The organism is Mesorhizobium comanense, from assembly GCF_005503535.1.
Classification (GTDB): Bacteria; Pseudomonadota; Alphaproteobacteria; order Rhizobiales; family Rhizobiaceae; genus Mesorhizobium; species Mesorhizobium comanense.
Map to the genome: position 1 here is coordinate 237,400 of NZ_SCNN01000005.1, position 13,848 is coordinate 251,247.

A 13,848-nucleotide genomic window follows, 5' to 3' on the forward strand; every position below is an offset into this window, starting at 1 on the left:
GCTATAAGCAAGAAAAGCGAAAACGGGAGCTTGCCTGATGTATCTGTCGCCACGCCACGCCGAAATCATCCAGATGGCGAAGGACAATGGCCGCGTGCTGGTCGATGACCTCGCGTCTCATTTCAATGTGACGCCTCAGACCATTCGCAAGGATCTCAACGATCTCTGTGATCAGCGCCTGCTTTCGCGCATCCATGGTGGTGCTCTGTTTCCGTCCGGCATCGAGAACATGGAGTATGAGGCGAGACGCAAGATCGCGGCCGAGGAGAAAGAGGCGATCGGCAGCGCCGCGGCCAGGCTGATCCCCGACAATGCTTCGCTTTTCATCAATATCGGCACCACGACCGAGGCCGTCAGCAAGGCGCTGCTCGATCACAACGGCCTGATGGTCATCACCAATAACATCAATGTTGCCAACAGGATGCGGATATATCCGTCAATCGAGGTGGTGATTGCCGGTGGGGTCGTGCGCGGTTCTGATGGCGGCGTTGTCGGCGAAGCAGCGGTCGATTTCATCAGGCAGTTCAAGGTCGACTACGCCGTGATCGGTGCATCTGCGATCGACCATGACGGCGCTTTGCTCGATTTCGATTTTCGCGAAGTAAAGGTGGCGCAGGCAATCATCGCCAACGCCAGGCACGTCATACTGGTCTCCGACCAGACCAAATTCGAGCGAACCGCGCCGGTGCGCATCGGCCATCTCTCGCAGGTCAACACCTTCATCACCGATCGATGCGACATTCCCTCGGTGCGTAGGATCTGCCAGGAGGCCGAGGTTCAGCTGATCGAGACATCGACTGGCTGAGCGCTTCACGCCATGCTCACGAGCTTGTGATATTTCGTTTGACATTCGTTATTAGTTCGAAATAATTCCGCCACGGTTTCGCAAAAGACCAAAATTGGTGCAATGCGAAATCGTGGAGGAATTAAGTGGACACGTCTTCAGTCCGGGACATCTTCGTCATAGGCGGCGGCATCAATGGTTGCGGCATCGCCCGTGATGCCGTTGGGCGCGGGTTTTCGGTGTTTCTGGCCGAGATGGACGATCTCGCCAGCGGGACCTCTTCCGGCTCGACCAAACTGATCCATGGCGGCCTGCGCTACCTCGAATTCTACGAATTCCGGCTGGTGCGCGAAGCGCTCATGGAACGCGAGGTTCTGTGGAAGAACGCGCCGCACATCATCTGGCCAATGCGCTTCGTGCTGCCCTACGCCAAGGGGCTGCGCCCGGCCTGGCTGATCAGGCTCGGTCTGTTCCTCTACGACAATATTGGCGGCCGCAAACTGCTGCCGGCTACCAGGACGCTGGACATGACCCGCGATCCGGCCGGCAAGCCTTTGAAGCCATTGTTCAAAAAGGCTTTCGAGTATTCGGATGGCTGGGTCAACGACGCCCGCCTTGTGGCGTTGAACGCGCGTGATGCCGCCGACCGGGGCGCAACGATACGAACCCGCACGAAAGTGGTTGCCGCGCGCCGCGAAAACGGCCTGTGGGCGATCAGCATCGAAGACCTGCGGACCGGCGAGACCGAGGAGGTCAAGGCGCGGCTTCTGGTCAACGCCGCGGGACCCTGGGTCGATCATGTGCTTTCCGGCGTCGTCGGCCAGAACAATGTGCACAATGTCCGCCTGGTGCAGGGCAGCCATATCGTCATCGCCAAGAAATTCGACGATCCGCGCGCCTATTTCTTCCAGAACAAGGATGGCCGCATCATCTTCGCCATTCCCTACGAGGAAGAATTCACGCTGATCGGCACCACCGACCAGGATCATCCCGGTGACCCGCACGATGTGAAGATCTCTGATGCCGAGATCGATTATCTCTGCGCCGCCGCCAGCGAGTATTTCGCGGTGCCGGTCAAGCGCTCGGACATTGTCTGGACCTACTCGGCGGTGCGCCCGCTCTATGATGATGGCGCGTCCAAGGCGCAGGAAGCCACGCGGGACTACGTGCTGAAGGCGGATGGCGGCGAGGGCACCCCGCCGCTGGTCAATGCCTTCGGCGGCAAGATCACCACCTATCGCCGCCTGTCGGAATCGATGCTGGAGAAGATCGAGGGTTTTCTCGGCAAACGCGGCAAGCCCTGGACTTCGGATGCGCCGCTGCCGGGCGGCGATTTCCCGGCCACCGGTTTCGATGCGCAGGTGGCGAAGCTGAAGGCGGCCTACCCCTTTCTCGATGCGCGTATCGCGCGCCGGCTTACCCGGCTTTACGGCACACGTGCATCTGTCCTGCTTGGCCTCGCCAAGTCGAATGCGGATCTCGGCCGCGATTTCGGTGGCGACCTCTATGAGGCCGAGGTGCGCTATCTCGTTGAAAACGAATGGGCTCTCACCGCGCAGGATGTGCTGTGGCGGCGCACCAAGCGTGGCCTGCATCTCAGCCGCGAGCAGGTCGCCGCATTGGACGAATTCATGCACGGCATAAGCCGCAGGCATGTTGCGGCGGCCGAATGATGAGGTCTTGAGCCGATGCAGAAAGCCTGGGAGGAGGCAGCATGCTGGAACTGAGGAACGTCACCAAGACAGTGGGTGCTGTCGAGCATATCAGTGACGTCTCGCTGACCCTCAAGCACGGCTCGCTCAACGTCCTGCTTGGCCCCACGCTTTCCGGCAAGACCAGTCTGATGCGGCTGATGGCCGGCCTCGACAAGCCGACGTCCGGCTCGGTCTGGTTCGACGGCAAGGACGTCACCGGACAGCCGGTGCAGAAACGCAACGTCGCCATGGTCTACCAGCAGTTCATCAACTATCCGGCGATGACTGTTTACGAGAACATAGCCTCGCCACTGCGGGTGGCTGGCATCGAACAGGCCGGCATCGAAAGCCAGGTGCGCGAGGCCGCCGCGCTTTTGAAGCTGACGCCCTATCTCGACCGCACACCGCTCAGCCTGTCGGGCGGCCAGCAGCAGCGCACCGCGCTGGCGCGCGCCATCGTCAAGAATGCCAGCCTGGTGCTGCTTGACGAGCCGCTTGCCAATCTCGACTACAAGCTGCGCGAGGAACTGCGCGCCGAACTGCCGAGGATATTCGCCGCCGCCGGGACAATCTTCGTCTATGCCACGACCGAGCCGCACGAGGCGCTGCTGCTCGGCGGCAACACGGCGACGCTGTCAGAGGGCCGCATCACCCAGTTCGGCCCGACCATCGATGTCTTCCGCAAGCCCGTCGACCTGGTGACGGCGAAAACCTTCGCCGACCCGCCGCTCAACACCATCGTGCTGGCCAAGAAGGGCGGCCACTTCCTGCTCGATGGCGGCGTCAAGCTGCCCGTGCCTTCGGATCTGGCAGGCATTGCCGACGGCAATTATACGATCGGTTTCCAGCCGCACCATCTTTCGCTCGAGCGTCCCAATGCCTCTGCGGTGCCGGTACGGGCAAAGGTGACCATCACCGAAATCACCGGCTCGGAAAGCTTCATCCATCTGGATTTCGCCGATGCGCGCTGGGTGATGCTGACCCACGGCATCAGGGATTTCGAGACCGACGCGGCGGTCGAAGTGTTCATCGACCCGCGTCACATCATGGTCTTCGACGGGCACGGCCGCGCCGTGGCCGCGCCGAAACTGGCGGCTTGAGGAGGGCGATATGGCGCGCATCGACGTCCACCATGTCAGGCATTCCTACCTGCCGAACCCGCAGAAGGATGAAGACTTCGCGCTTCGGGAAGTGCATCACGCTTTCGAGGATGGCGGCGCCTATGCGCTGCTCGGTCCCTCCGGCTGCGGCAAGACCACGCTGCTCAACATCATTTCGGGGCTGCTTCATCCCTCGCACGGCCAGTTGCTGTTCAACGGCAGGGACGTAACCAATCTGTCGACGCAAGAGCGCAACATCGCGCAGGTGTTCCAGTTCCCGGTCATCTACGACACCATGACCGTCTACGACAATCTGGCCTTCCCGCTGCGCAATCGTGGCGTGCCGGAGGCCGACGTCGACCGCAAGGTGCGCGAGACGCTCGACATGATCGACCTGGCGTCGTGGGCGAAGAAGAAGGCGAGGGGCCTGACCGCCGACCAGAAACAGAAGATATCGCTCGGCCGCGGCCTGGTCCGCTCCGATGTCAACGCCATCCTGTTCGACGAGCCGCTGACCGTCATCGACCCGCACATGAAGTGGGTGCTGCGCTCGCAGTTGAAGCAGCTTCACCGTCGCTTCGGCTACACCATGGTCTATGTCACCCACGATCAGACCGAGGCGCTGACCTTCGCCGACCAGGTCGTGGTCATGTATGATGGCGGCATCGTCCAGATCGGCACGCCGGCAGAGCTGTTCGAGCGGCCGCGCCACACTTTCGTCGGCTATTTCATCGGCTCGCCCGGCATGAACGTCCTGCCGGTGGCGGTCGAAGGCAGGACGGCGACGCTGGGCTCGCAGCGCATCGAATTGCCGGGGGTGCCCAAGGCCGCTGGCGGCGCGGTCGAACTGGGCATCCGCCCCGAATATGTCAGGCTCGGCCGCGACGGCATGGCTGTCCAGGTCGGCAAGGTCGAGGATCTCGGCCGCCACAAGGTCGTGCGCGCCAGGCTGGAGGGCCGCGACATAGCAGCCGTCATCGGCGAGGACGAGACGGTCCCGGCCGAGCCGAAAGTGCGGTTCGATCCGGCCGGCATCAACATCTACGCCGATTCCTGGATAGTTGAGATGGGGCGCGTCGAGGTGGGGGCCTAGATGGAAAAGACCTGGAACAACAGGGCCTGGTTCCTGGTGCTGCCGGTGCTAGTGCTGGTGGCGTTCTCGGCCGTCATCCCGTTGATGACCGTCGTCAACTACTCGGTGCAGGACACGTTCGGCAACAACGTGTTCTTCTGGGCCGGGACGGAGTGGTTCGAGGAACTCCTGCATTCCAATCGCTTCTGGGAAGCGATGACCCGCAATCTGATCTTTTCCTTCATCATCCTGGCCATCGAGGTGCCGCTCGGCATCTTCATCGCCCTCAACATGCCTAAGAAGGGCTGGGGCGTGCCTGTCTGCCTGGTGCTGATGGCATTGCCGCTGCTGATTCCATGGAATGTCGTCGGCACCATCTGGCAGGTGTTCGGGCGCAACGACATCGGTCTGCTCGGCTACTACGTCAACGCGCTCGGCATCGACTACAACTATGTGCAGGATCCGTTCGACGCCTGGGTGACCATCATCGTCATGGATGTCTGGCACTGGACCAGTCTCGTCGTGTTGCTCTGCTATGCCGGGCTGGTTTCGATCCCCGACGCTTTTTATCAGGCAGCCAAGATCGACGGCGCCTCGCGCTGGGCTGTCTTTCGCTACATCCAATTGCCGAAGATGCAGCGCGTGCTTTTGATCGCGGTGCTGCTGCGTTTCATGGACAGCTTCATGATCTATACCGAACCCTTCGTCGTCACAGGCGGCGGGCCGGGCAATTCGACAACCTTCCTGTCCATCGACCTCGTCAAGACGGCTCTTGGCCAGTTCGACCTCGGCCCGGCGGCCGCCATGTCGCTGGTCTACTTCCTCATCATCCTGCTGTTGTCGTGGGTGTTCTACACCGTGATGACCAACTACGACGCGGAGCGCTGAGATGAGCGGCGCCAACGAAAGAACGGAGCGGAACGCGATGAACGGCGCGGCCGCTTCCGAGCGGCTGGCGAGCTCGCTGTCGCAGAGCGAACTCGACAGGCGCATGCGCCGTCGCGGCGAGGAATCGCGCTGGTGGTGGATCGTGCCGACGCTCTACATCTTCCTGCTGCTGCTGCCGATCTACTGGCTCATCAACATGAGCTTCAAGACCAATGCGGAGATCGTCAACTCGCTGACGCTCTATCCGCATCAGCCGACGCTGGCCAATTACTATACGATCTTCACGCAGAAGGCCTGGTATTCCGGCTACATCAATTCGATCACCTATGTCGTCATGAACATGGTGATCTCGGTCGCCGTGGCGCTGCCGGCGGCCTATGCCTTTTCGCGCTACCGCTTCCTTGGCGACAAGCATCTCTTCTTCTGGCTGCTCACCAATCGCATGGCGCCCCCGGCGGTGTTCGCGCTGCCATTCTTCCAGCTCTATTCCGCCTTCGGCCTGATCGACACGCATATCGCGGTGGCGCTGGCGCACTGCCTGTTCAACGTGCCGCTGGCGGTGTGGATCCTGGAGGGCTTCATGTCGGGTGTGCCGAAGGAAATCGACGAAACCGCCTATATCGACGGCTATTCCTTCCCGCGCTTCTTCCTGAAGATCTTCATGCCGCTGATCGCCAGCGGCATCGGCGTCGCCTGCTTCTTCTGCTTCATGTTCTCGTGGGTGGAACTGCTGATCGCCCGTACCCTGACCACGACCGACGCCAAGCCGATCGCCGCGACAATGACCCGTACCGTGTCAGCATCGGGCATGGACTGGGGGCTGCTGGCCGCCGCCGGCGTGCTCACGCTGATCCCCGGCGCGCTCGTCATCTGGTTCGTGCGAAATTATATCGCCAAGGGCTTCGCCCTGGGGAGGGTGTGATCCATGAACCTCGACTTCTCCTGGATGGCGTGGACCTGGCCGACGGCCGCCTTCTTCACCGTCATCGCGCTGCTGCTGGTCGGCATGGGTGTGTGGGAATATGCCTCGCCGGGCGGAAATCCACGCGTCGGCGTGCTTCGCTTCGAGACGACGCGCGGCGACCGTCTCTTCGTTTCGCTGCTTGGCAGCGCCTTCATCCATCTTGCCTGGCTGGGTCTGGTCGGACCGAGCCTCTGGTGGGCTCTCGCTCTCTCCGTGGTCTACGCCGTTGGCGTGTTCCGCTACGTATAGAGGGGGAAAAAAGTTGGAGCGGCCGCGTGCAGGCGGCCGCTCCAGATCGCACTTGAAACCTGACAACTGGAGGAAACACATGCGACGCCAATTTCTAACATCGACAACTGCCCTTGTGCTATTGCTCGGCGTGGGCAACGCCTATGCCGGCATGGATGAGGCAAAAGCCTTTCTGGACAAGGAGATAGGCGATCTTTCGAGCCTATCACGCGCCGATCAAGAAAAAGAGATGCAGTGGTTCATCGACGCCGCCAAGCCGTTCGCCGGCATGGAAATCAAGGTCGTCTCGGAAACCCTGACCACGCACCAGTACGAATCGCAGACATTGGCACCGGCCTTCACCGCCATCACCGGCATCAAGGTCACGCATGACGTCATCCAGGAAGGCGACGTCGTCGAGAAAATCCAGACCCAGATGCAGACCGGCCAGAACCTCTACGACGGCTGGGTGAACGATTCCGACCTGATCGGCACCCACTGGCGTTACCAGCAGGTGCGCAACCTGACCGACTGGATGGCCAACGAGGGCAAGGACGTCACCAATCCGGGCCTCGACCTGCAGGACTTCATCGGCTCTTCCTTCACCACCGCGCCGGACAAGAAGCTCTACCAGCTTCCCGACCAGCAGTTCGCCAACCTCTACTGGTTCCGCTACGACTGGTTCAACGACGAGAAGAACAAGGCCGACTTCAAGGCCAAGTACGGCTATGACCTCGGCGTGCCGGTCAACTGGTCGGCCTATGAGGATATCGCCGAGTTCTTCACCGGCCGCGATGTCGACGGCAAGAAGGTCTATGGCCACATGGACTACGGCAAGAAGGATCCCTCGCTCGGCTGGCGCTTCACCGACGCCTGGCTGTCGATGGCCGGCAACGGCGACAAAGGCATCCCGAACGGCCTGCCGGTCGACGAATGGGGCATCAAGGTCAACGAAAAGTCGCAGCCGGTCGGCTCCTGCACGGCGCGCGGCGGCGATACCAATGGCCCGGCCGCCGTCTACTCGATCCAAAAATACCTGGACTGGCTGAAGGCCTACGCGCCGCAGGAAGCGCAGGGCATGACCTTCTCCGAATCCGGCCCGGTGCCGGCGCAGGGCAACATCGCCCAGCAGATCTTCTGGTACACGGCCTTCACCGCCGACATGGTCAAGCCCGGCCTGCCGGTCATGAACGATGACGGCACGCCGAAATGGCGCATGGCTCCGTCGCCGCACGGCGTCTACTGGAAGGACGGCATGAAGCTCGGCTACCAGGACGTGGGTTCCTGGACGCTGATGAAGTCCACGCCCGAGGACCGCGCCAAGGCGGCTTGGCTCTATGCCCAGTTCGTGACCTCCAAGACCGTGGACGTGAAAAAGAGCCATGTCGGCCTGACGTTCATCCGCGACTCCACCATCCACGACAAGAGCTTCACCGACCGCGCGCCGAAGCTCGGCGGCCTGATCGAGTTCTACCGCTCGCCGGCTCGCGTCCAGTGGTCGCCGACCGGCACCAACGTGCCGGACTATCCGAAGCTGGCACAGCTCTGGTGGCAGGCGATCGGCGATGCGTCTTCCGGCGCCAAGAGCGCGCAGGAAGCGATGGACTCGCTCTGCGCCGAGCAGGAAAAGGTCATGGGCCGCATCGAGAAGTCCGGTGTCCAGGGCGACATCGGGCCGAAGCTGGCGGAAGAGCATGACCTTGCCTACTGGAACGCCGACGCGGTCAAGGCCGGCAATCTCGCTCCTCAGCTGAAGATCGAGAACGAGAAGGAAAAGCCACAGACCATCAACTACGACGAGCTGGTCAAGAGCTGGCAGAAGTAAGTTTCTGCAACTACAGTTTGCCGGGGCATGGTGCCCCGGCGAACGCTTCGGAGCGGCCAGTGATTTCCTCGCTTTTTCGGCTTGCTGAACGTTGGGCTCCAGCCACAAGAGGTGAGAACGGTGAGCCGCTTTTCACTGTGGATTTGGCCCTTGAATTGGCCGAGCTGCACGTTTCAGATGATCGTGAAAGCGGATCTGAATCGGATCGACTGAAGCAAGTTCTGCAGAATCCGGAACTGCGACTGGCTTTCGAGCTGGTTCCAGAGATCATCGCGGAACATGCATTGAGAAAGCTCTCCGCGCCAAAGGATTTTGAATACGTGCTATGCGACCGGCATGGCCGGGGCCATGGCTTTAAAGTCGCCACGCACCCAATCGCTCAACTCATCCATGAGGCGCTTGCTCGCGACCTGCTCCCCGCGCCCACCGTACAAACTGTTGGAAAAGCCTCGAGCTATGCCGACGCCGTTTCCAGGGCCTTGAACGCGGGTGAGAAATTGGCGGATTTGACTGTTTGCGTTGCTCCGATCGGGCTTGGCCTGCATCGGGGCAAACTTGAAATCAGATAGGGTTGTCAACTTTGACCAGACACATCCTCGCCATCGACCAAGGTACGACATCGACCCGGGCGATCCTGTTCGACAAGGACATGAAGGTCGCCGGTACCGGCCAGCAAGAATTCACCCAGCATTATCCGGCCTCTGGCTGGGTCGAGCATGACCCGGAAGAAATCTGGGCGAGCGTGGTGGCGACTGTGAAGGCAGCGCTGAAGGCTGCAGGCCGCACCGCCGCTGAAATCGCCGCCATCGGCATCACCAACCAGCGCGAAACCGTCGTCATCTGGGACAAGGCGACCGGCAAGCCGATCCACAACGCCATTGTCTGGCAGGACCGGCGTACCGCGCCCTTATGCCAGAAGCTCAAGAAACAGGGGCTGGAGAAGAAGTTCACCCGCAAGACCGGCCTGCTGCTCGATCCCTATTTTTCAGGCACCAAGATCGCCTGGATGCTGGACAAGGTGAAGGGCGCCAGGAAACGCGCGGAAAAGGGCGAACTCATCGCCGGCACCATCGACAGTTTCCTGATCTGGCGGCTGACCGGCGGCAAGGTACACGCCACGGACGCCACCAACGCCTCGCGCACCCTGGTGTACAACATCGCCGAGAATGCCTGGGACCATGAACTGCTTTCCATCCTGCGCATACCCGCCGCCATGCTGCCTGAGGTCAAGGATTGTGCCGATGATTATGGAATCACGGAGAAAAACCTGTTCGACGCCGAGATAAGAATCCTCGGCGTTGCCGGTGACCAGCATGCGGCAACCATCGGCCAGGCCTGTTTCGAACCGGGCATGATGAAATCCACCTACGGTACCGGTTGCTTCGCGCTGCTCAACACCGGCGCCGATCTGGTGCGCTCGAAGAACCGGCTCCTGACCACCATCGCTTACCGGCTGAACGGCAAGACCACCTACGCGCTGGAGGGCTCGATCTTCATAGCGGGGGCCGCCGTGCAATGGCTGCGCGACGGCATCAAGGTGATTGGCAAGGCGGAGCAGAGCGGCGAGCTGGCGGCCCAGGCCGACCCAACGCAGGATGTCTATCTGGTGCCGGCCTTCGTCGGGCTTGGCGCGCCGCATTGGGACGCCGAAGCGCGCGGCGCGATCTTCGGGCTGACCCGCAATTCCGGCCCGGCCGAATTCGCCCGTGCCGCCCTGGAGTCCGTCGCCTACCAGACCCGCGACCTGCTCGACGCCATGCACAAGGATTGGAAGGGCGCCACGGCCAAGACGGTGCTCAGGGTCGACGGCGGCATGGTGGCATCGGACTGGACCATGCAGCGGCTGGCCGACATCCTCGATGCCCCTGTCGATCGCCCGACAATTCTTGAAACGACCGCGCTGGGCGCCGCCTGGCTCGCCGGCTCGAAAGCGGGTGTGTGGCCAAAGGCGAAGGAGTTCGCCAAGAGCTGGGCACTCGAGCGGCGCTTCAAACCGGATATGGAGTCCGCTGCACGCGCCGCCAAGCTGGCGGGCTGGCGCGATGCTGTGCGCCGGACCCTGAGCGTGCCATGAGGGGTCGCCATGAAACGGCTTGAGGGTGGTGGCATGCAGCCGGACTGGTATCCCGAATGGCGCGACGAGGCTTTTGAACAACTGGTCGCCAAGAACGCAGCCTTGGAGAAGGAGTTTCGCCTCGGCCACTGGCCGCGTTATGACTATGACCTGACGACCGGCAAGCTTCTGTTCTCGGAGCAGGGGGCGGTCAAAGTTGTCGCCGAGATTCAGATCGCAGGCTCGACGAGCGCCAAAGCCGGCAACTGGCTTTGGGCCTCGTCAAACTCAAACTTGCCAAGCGGCCTTCTCAGCGACGCAAAGCGGGCTCGCTCTTTCGGTGAGGAGAACGATATCGCTGCACTTCACCAGCCTTATGTGACCGACATGGAAAATGATCTGGAGGCACTAGGCTGGCAATTGACGGCAGTGATGGTGCGGGTCTGCGCCGCGCTCGGTGCCTACCGATCTCCGCGCGGCGAGGGCGGCGGCCTTTATCTGGTCCTTAAAAGCGTTGGCTGGGCGAGCTGATACGACGGCTCGCCGACCAATCCTTGCAAAAGGCCCGCATCGTCTTCGATACGGGCCTTATCCTTACGCCTGTCCCTGATGCTCAGTCTTGGATCAGTAAGGCGAACGGCACTGCTGGCGCGGGCCGTTATAGGGCTGGAAGGTATTGTCGGAAGCCCGGTAGCTCTTGTAGCGATCATAGCACCACTGGACGTGAGAACTGCCCTGGGCGCGGTTGTTCTCGCTGTTGACGATCGCACCCGAAATCAGTGCGCCGGCGGCAAAGGCGGCAAGCGGGAACCAGTAGTCGCCGTGACGGCGGTAGCCGGGCCGGTATTCGCGGTAGCCGCGATGACCATTCCAGTAAGAGCCGTTACCGCCGCGATAGAAATTGCGGTTGCCGTTGAAATTCCGGTTTCCGCGGAAATGGCGGTTTTTCATCCACGGCTTGTAGTCCACCGTTTGAATGTCGGGTGAGGTAGAAGCAGTCAGCGGCATAAAGGCAGGCGCTGCTTCAGCCGGGATCGCGGCTGCGACCGCGAATGAAACTGACAATGTGGTGGCCAGTAAACCTGAGATGACCTTGTTCATGCGGTTCTCCTTGAGAGGTGACGTCCCTTGTCCCAGGCAAAACGGGGGGCTGCATGAATTGTTCCGGTTGAAAAAGCCAAGTTGCTGATTTGTAATGTTTCTGCGGCTCGACATTGATGCTGGGGGATAGATCATCGGGCCTTTTCAAATGCCGACATCGGCCGCAATGGGGATAGCCGGACGTGGGGGACGGGATAACCGGTGAAGCTCGCCTGAAGGCCCGTTTTTTCCGGTTGACCGGCCGAGGCACTCTCCCTATGTTCCGCGCAATTTCGAGGGTGCCGTGTCCGCGCCCGCGGGAGCGCGTAGCTCAGCCGGTAGAGCAACTGACTTTTAATCAGTAGGTCATGGGTTCGAATCCCATCGCGCTCACCATAGTTTCACCTGAAATATCAATCGCTTAGCCTTTTGGCCTCTGGAGCAGAGGCGGCGAGAAAATGTGCGACCGTGCTAGAAAAGTTTTCTCGCACGGTCCGTTCGCTGCCTGTTCCCGCTTTGATTCATGCAGCGTGACGCGGCAGCTGGCTGACATCGCGATTGGCCGCTTGAAGAAAATGATCGTCCGTGAAATCTATTGTGCCGTGGCTGGCGCTGTTGTTTGCTGCGTTTTGTCCTGCTGCTGCAGCTGTTGCTGCTTTCTCGCCGCCTTCTGCTTTTTATGAAGCTCGTGGCCGGCGACGCAGCCGCCGATGGCGCCAAGCACGGCGTGATGGTGGGCATAGTGTCCAGCCACGGCACCGGCCGCGCCACCCGATATGCAACCGATAGCCTGCGCCTGTGTGCTTGCGCCAACAAACGCGATCATTGCCGAAATCAGGACGACCTTCATAAGCATCTCACCTTGAGTAGTCGCCACCCCAGGGGAGCGTAGTGCTGGAGAGGGGGCGTTACAAGCGAGCAAGACGGGTGTTCACGGTGTCGTGCTTGGCATGGGCTGGCCGGCGATCGGAGGCAGAACGGGCGGCGCGCGAAGCTTTCGGTAGCTCGCAGGAAGCTTCAAGGAGGCCCGAAAACCAGCGAAACATTGCCGCCGGCATGGCGCTCCAGCCTGCCAGCGAGATCGAGTTCCAAAAGCACCATGAAGACCTGCGCGGGATGCAGACCTGTGTGGCGGATGATTTCGTCTACCGAAACCGGCGCCGGGCCAAGCGCCTCCGTCACCTTGGCGCGGTCGCTGTCACCGGGCGGCGGCGTGGCTGAAAAGTCCGGCGGTTCTTCGAATGGCGGCACTTCAGGTGCGCGCATGCCGGTCAGCGGCGCGATTGCCCTGGAAATGTCCGACGCCTCCGTGACAAGCGTGGCGCCGTCCTTGAGCAGGCCGTTGGTGCCAGCCGCGCGCGGGTCCAAAGGAGAGCCTGGCACGGCAAAGACGAGCCGGCCCATTTCGCCCGCCAGCCGCGCGCTGATCAACGATCCCGACCGTTGCGCCGCCTCGACAACGACAAGCCCGAGGGAGGCGCCGGCGACAAGGCGGTTGCGGCGGGGGAAGTCCTGCGCGCGCGGCTGCCAGCCGAACGACATTTCCGAAATGACCGCGCCGCGTTCGGCAATCTCCTCGCACAGTCCGGCATTCTCGGGCGGGTAGGGCAGGTCGAGGCCTCCCGCCAGCACTCCGACGGTGCCGGTCGCAAGACTGCCCCGGTGCGCCGCGGTATCGATGCCGCGCGCCAGACCGGAGACGATCGCGTAGCCCTCGCCACCAAGGTCGGCGGCCAGCACACGCGCCATCTTGACGCCAGCCAGCGATGCGTTGCGGGCGCCGACGATGGCTATCCCCGGCAAGCGGAACACGGCACCGCTGCCCTTGACCGCCAGGAGCGGCGGCGGATTGTCCATGTTGCGCAACAGCGATGGATAGTCGGCCTCGCCGATTCCGACAAAGCGCGCGCCGGCTCGCCGGGCGGCTTCCATCTCGGCCTCGGCTTCGGCTGGCGAAGGGATGCGCACGATCCGGTTCGCGCCGCCTGAAATCATCAGTTCCGGCAGCATTTCCAGCGCCACCTCGGCCGAACCGAAACGGTTGATCAGGTCGCGGAAGGAAGCAGGGCCGACATTCGGGGTGCGGATCAGCCGCAGCCAGCTCAGCCGCTGCCGGTCGCTGAGGCGTGGGCCGGCGGCCGGTTCGCTGACCATGGTGGC

At 61.8% G+C, this 13,848-nt stretch carries 14 protein-coding genes and 1 tRNA gene; 12 read left to right on the plus strand and 3 right to left on the minus strand.

What is annotated here, in order from left to right:
• The first annotated feature begins 37 nt into the window (after nt 1-37).
• The 11 genes from FFS37_RS11720 to FFS37_RS11770 all read left to right on the plus strand — a co-directional run bounded on the left by FFS37_RS11720 (nt 38) and on the right by FFS37_RS11770 (nt 11,139).
• Entirely contained in the window at nt 38-805 is a 768-nt protein-coding gene (locus FFS37_RS11720) for a DeoR/GlpR family DNA-binding transcription regulator (protein WP_137931105.1), read from the plus strand.
• Between the two features lie 125 nt (nt 806-930).
• Nucleotides 931-2,457 carry a glycerol-3-phosphate dehydrogenase gene (gene glpD, locus FFS37_RS11725; protein WP_137931106.1) on the plus strand — a complete coding sequence of 509 codons (1,527 nt, stop codon included), beginning with the start codon at nt 931-933 and terminating at the stop codon, nt 2,455-2,457.
• A 41-nt stretch (nt 2,458-2,498) separates the two neighbouring features.
• Entirely contained in the window at nt 2,499-3,578 is a 1,080-nt protein-coding gene (locus tag FFS37_RS11730) for an ABC transporter ATP-binding protein (RefSeq protein ID WP_137931107.1), read from the plus strand.
• A 10-nt stretch (nt 3,579-3,588) separates the two neighbouring features.
• Nucleotides 3,589-4,671: an ABC transporter ATP-binding protein gene (locus tag FFS37_RS11735; RefSeq protein ID WP_137931108.1), complete on the plus strand. Its 1,083-nt coding sequence runs from the start codon at nt 3,589-3,591 to the stop codon at nt 4,669-4,671.
• A complete protein-coding gene (locus tag FFS37_RS11740; RefSeq protein WP_137931109.1) occupies nt 4,672-5,538 on the plus strand; it encodes a carbohydrate ABC transporter permease in 867 nt (288 codons plus the stop codon). It abuts the gene before it with no gap.
• A gap of 1 nt (nt 5,539) precedes the next feature.
• Nucleotides 5,540-6,460: a carbohydrate ABC transporter permease gene (locus FFS37_RS11745; RefSeq protein ID WP_137931110.1), complete on the plus strand. Its 921-nt coding sequence runs from the start codon at nt 5,540-5,542 to the stop codon at nt 6,458-6,460.
• A gap of 3 nt (nt 6,461-6,463) precedes the next feature.
• Nucleotides 6,464-6,751: a DUF2160 domain-containing protein gene (locus FFS37_RS11750; RefSeq protein ID WP_137931111.1), complete on the plus strand. Its 288-nt coding sequence runs from the start codon at nt 6,464-6,466 to the stop codon at nt 6,749-6,751.
• 79 nt (nt 6,752-6,830) lie between these two features.
• Complete coding sequence (locus tag FFS37_RS11755; RefSeq protein ID WP_137931112.1) at nt 6,831-8,555, plus strand: ABC transporter substrate-binding protein; 1,725 nt, start codon at nt 6,831-6,833, stop codon at nt 8,553-8,555.
• Between the two features lie 59 nt (nt 8,556-8,614).
• A complete protein-coding gene (locus FFS37_RS11760; protein ID WP_137931113.1) occupies nt 8,615-9,124 on the plus strand; it encodes a hypothetical protein in 510 nt (169 codons plus the stop codon).
• A gap of 11 nt (nt 9,125-9,135) precedes the next feature.
• A complete protein-coding gene (gene glpK / locus FFS37_RS11765) occupies nt 9,136-10,629 on the plus strand; it encodes a glycerol kinase GlpK (protein ID WP_137931114.1) in 1,494 nt (497 codons plus the stop codon).
• 9 nt (nt 10,630-10,638) lie between these two features.
• Entirely contained in the window at nt 10,639-11,139 is a 501-nt protein-coding gene (locus FFS37_RS11770; RefSeq protein ID WP_232375628.1) for a DUF6882 domain-containing protein, read from the plus strand.
• Between the two features lie 93 nt (nt 11,140-11,232).
• Here the strand turns inward: FFS37_RS11770 and FFS37_RS11775 are convergent, their stop codons facing one another.
• Nucleotides 11,233-11,709 carry a BA14K family protein gene (locus FFS37_RS11775; protein ID WP_137931115.1) on the minus strand — a complete coding sequence of 159 codons (477 nt, stop codon included), beginning with the start codon at nt 11,707-11,709 and terminating at the stop codon, nt 11,233-11,235.
• Nucleotides 11,710-12,008: 299 nt separating this feature from the next.
• On the opposite strand from FFS37_RS11775, the gene FFS37_RS11780 reads away from it, so the two are divergent.
• Nucleotides 12,009-12,084: transfer RNA gene (locus tag FFS37_RS11780), tRNA-Lys, on the plus strand.
• A 196-nt stretch (nt 12,085-12,280) separates the two neighbouring features.
• Here the strand turns inward: FFS37_RS11780 and FFS37_RS11785 are convergent.
• Both FFS37_RS11785 and dprA read right to left on the minus strand, forming a co-directional pair.
• The gene (locus tag FFS37_RS11785; protein ID WP_232375629.1) at nt 12,281-12,538 is read right to left on the minus strand and encodes a hypothetical protein; all 258 of its coding nucleotides are present in this window, start codon (nt 12,536-12,538) and stop codon (nt 12,281-12,283) included.
• 167 nt (nt 12,539-12,705) lie between these two features.
• Nucleotides 12,706-13,842, minus strand: a complete 1,137-nt coding sequence (gene dprA / locus FFS37_RS11790; RefSeq protein WP_137931238.1) for a DNA-processing protein DprA — start codon at nt 13,840-13,842, stop codon at nt 12,706-12,708.
• Nucleotides 13,843-13,848: the final 6 nt, after the last annotated feature.

Coding starts and splice junctions, on each gene's coding strand:
- FFS37_RS11720 (WP_137931105.1), top strand. CDS start 38: ATGTATCTGTCGCCACGCCACGCCGAAATCATCCAGATGGCGAAGGAC.
- FFS37_RS11730 (WP_137931107.1), top strand. CDS start 2,499: ATGCTGGAACTGAGGAACGTCACCAAGACAGTGGGTGCTGTCGAGCAT.
- FFS37_RS11735 (WP_137931108.1), top strand. CDS start 3,589: ATGGCGCGCATCGACGTCCACCATGTCAGGCATTCCTACCTGCCGAAC.
- FFS37_RS11740 (WP_137931109.1), top strand. CDS start 4,672: ATGGAAAAGACCTGGAACAACAGGGCCTGGTTCCTGGTGCTGCCGGTG.
- FFS37_RS11745 (WP_137931110.1), top strand. CDS start 5,540: ATGAGCGGCGCCAACGAAAGAACGGAGCGGAACGCGATGAACGGCGCG.
- FFS37_RS11750 (WP_137931111.1), top strand. CDS start 6,464: ATGAACCTCGACTTCTCCTGGATGGCGTGGACCTGGCCGACGGCCGCC.
- FFS37_RS11755 (WP_137931112.1), top strand. CDS start 6,831: ATGCGACGCCAATTTCTAACATCGACAACTGCCCTTGTGCTATTGCTC.
- FFS37_RS11770 (WP_232375628.1), top strand. CDS start 10,639: ATGAAACGGCTTGAGGGTGGTGGCATGCAGCCGGACTGGTATCCCGAA.
- FFS37_RS11775 (WP_137931115.1), bottom strand. CDS start 11,709: ATGAACAAGGTCATCTCAGGTTTACTGGCCACCACATTGTCAGTTTCA.
- FFS37_RS11785 (WP_232375629.1), bottom strand. CDS start 12,538: ATGAAGGTCGTCCTGATTTCGGCAATGATCGCGTTTGTTGGCGCAAGC.
- dprA (WP_137931238.1), bottom strand. CDS start 13,842: ATGGTCAGCGAACCGGCCGCCGGCCCACGCCTCAGCGACCGGCAGCGG.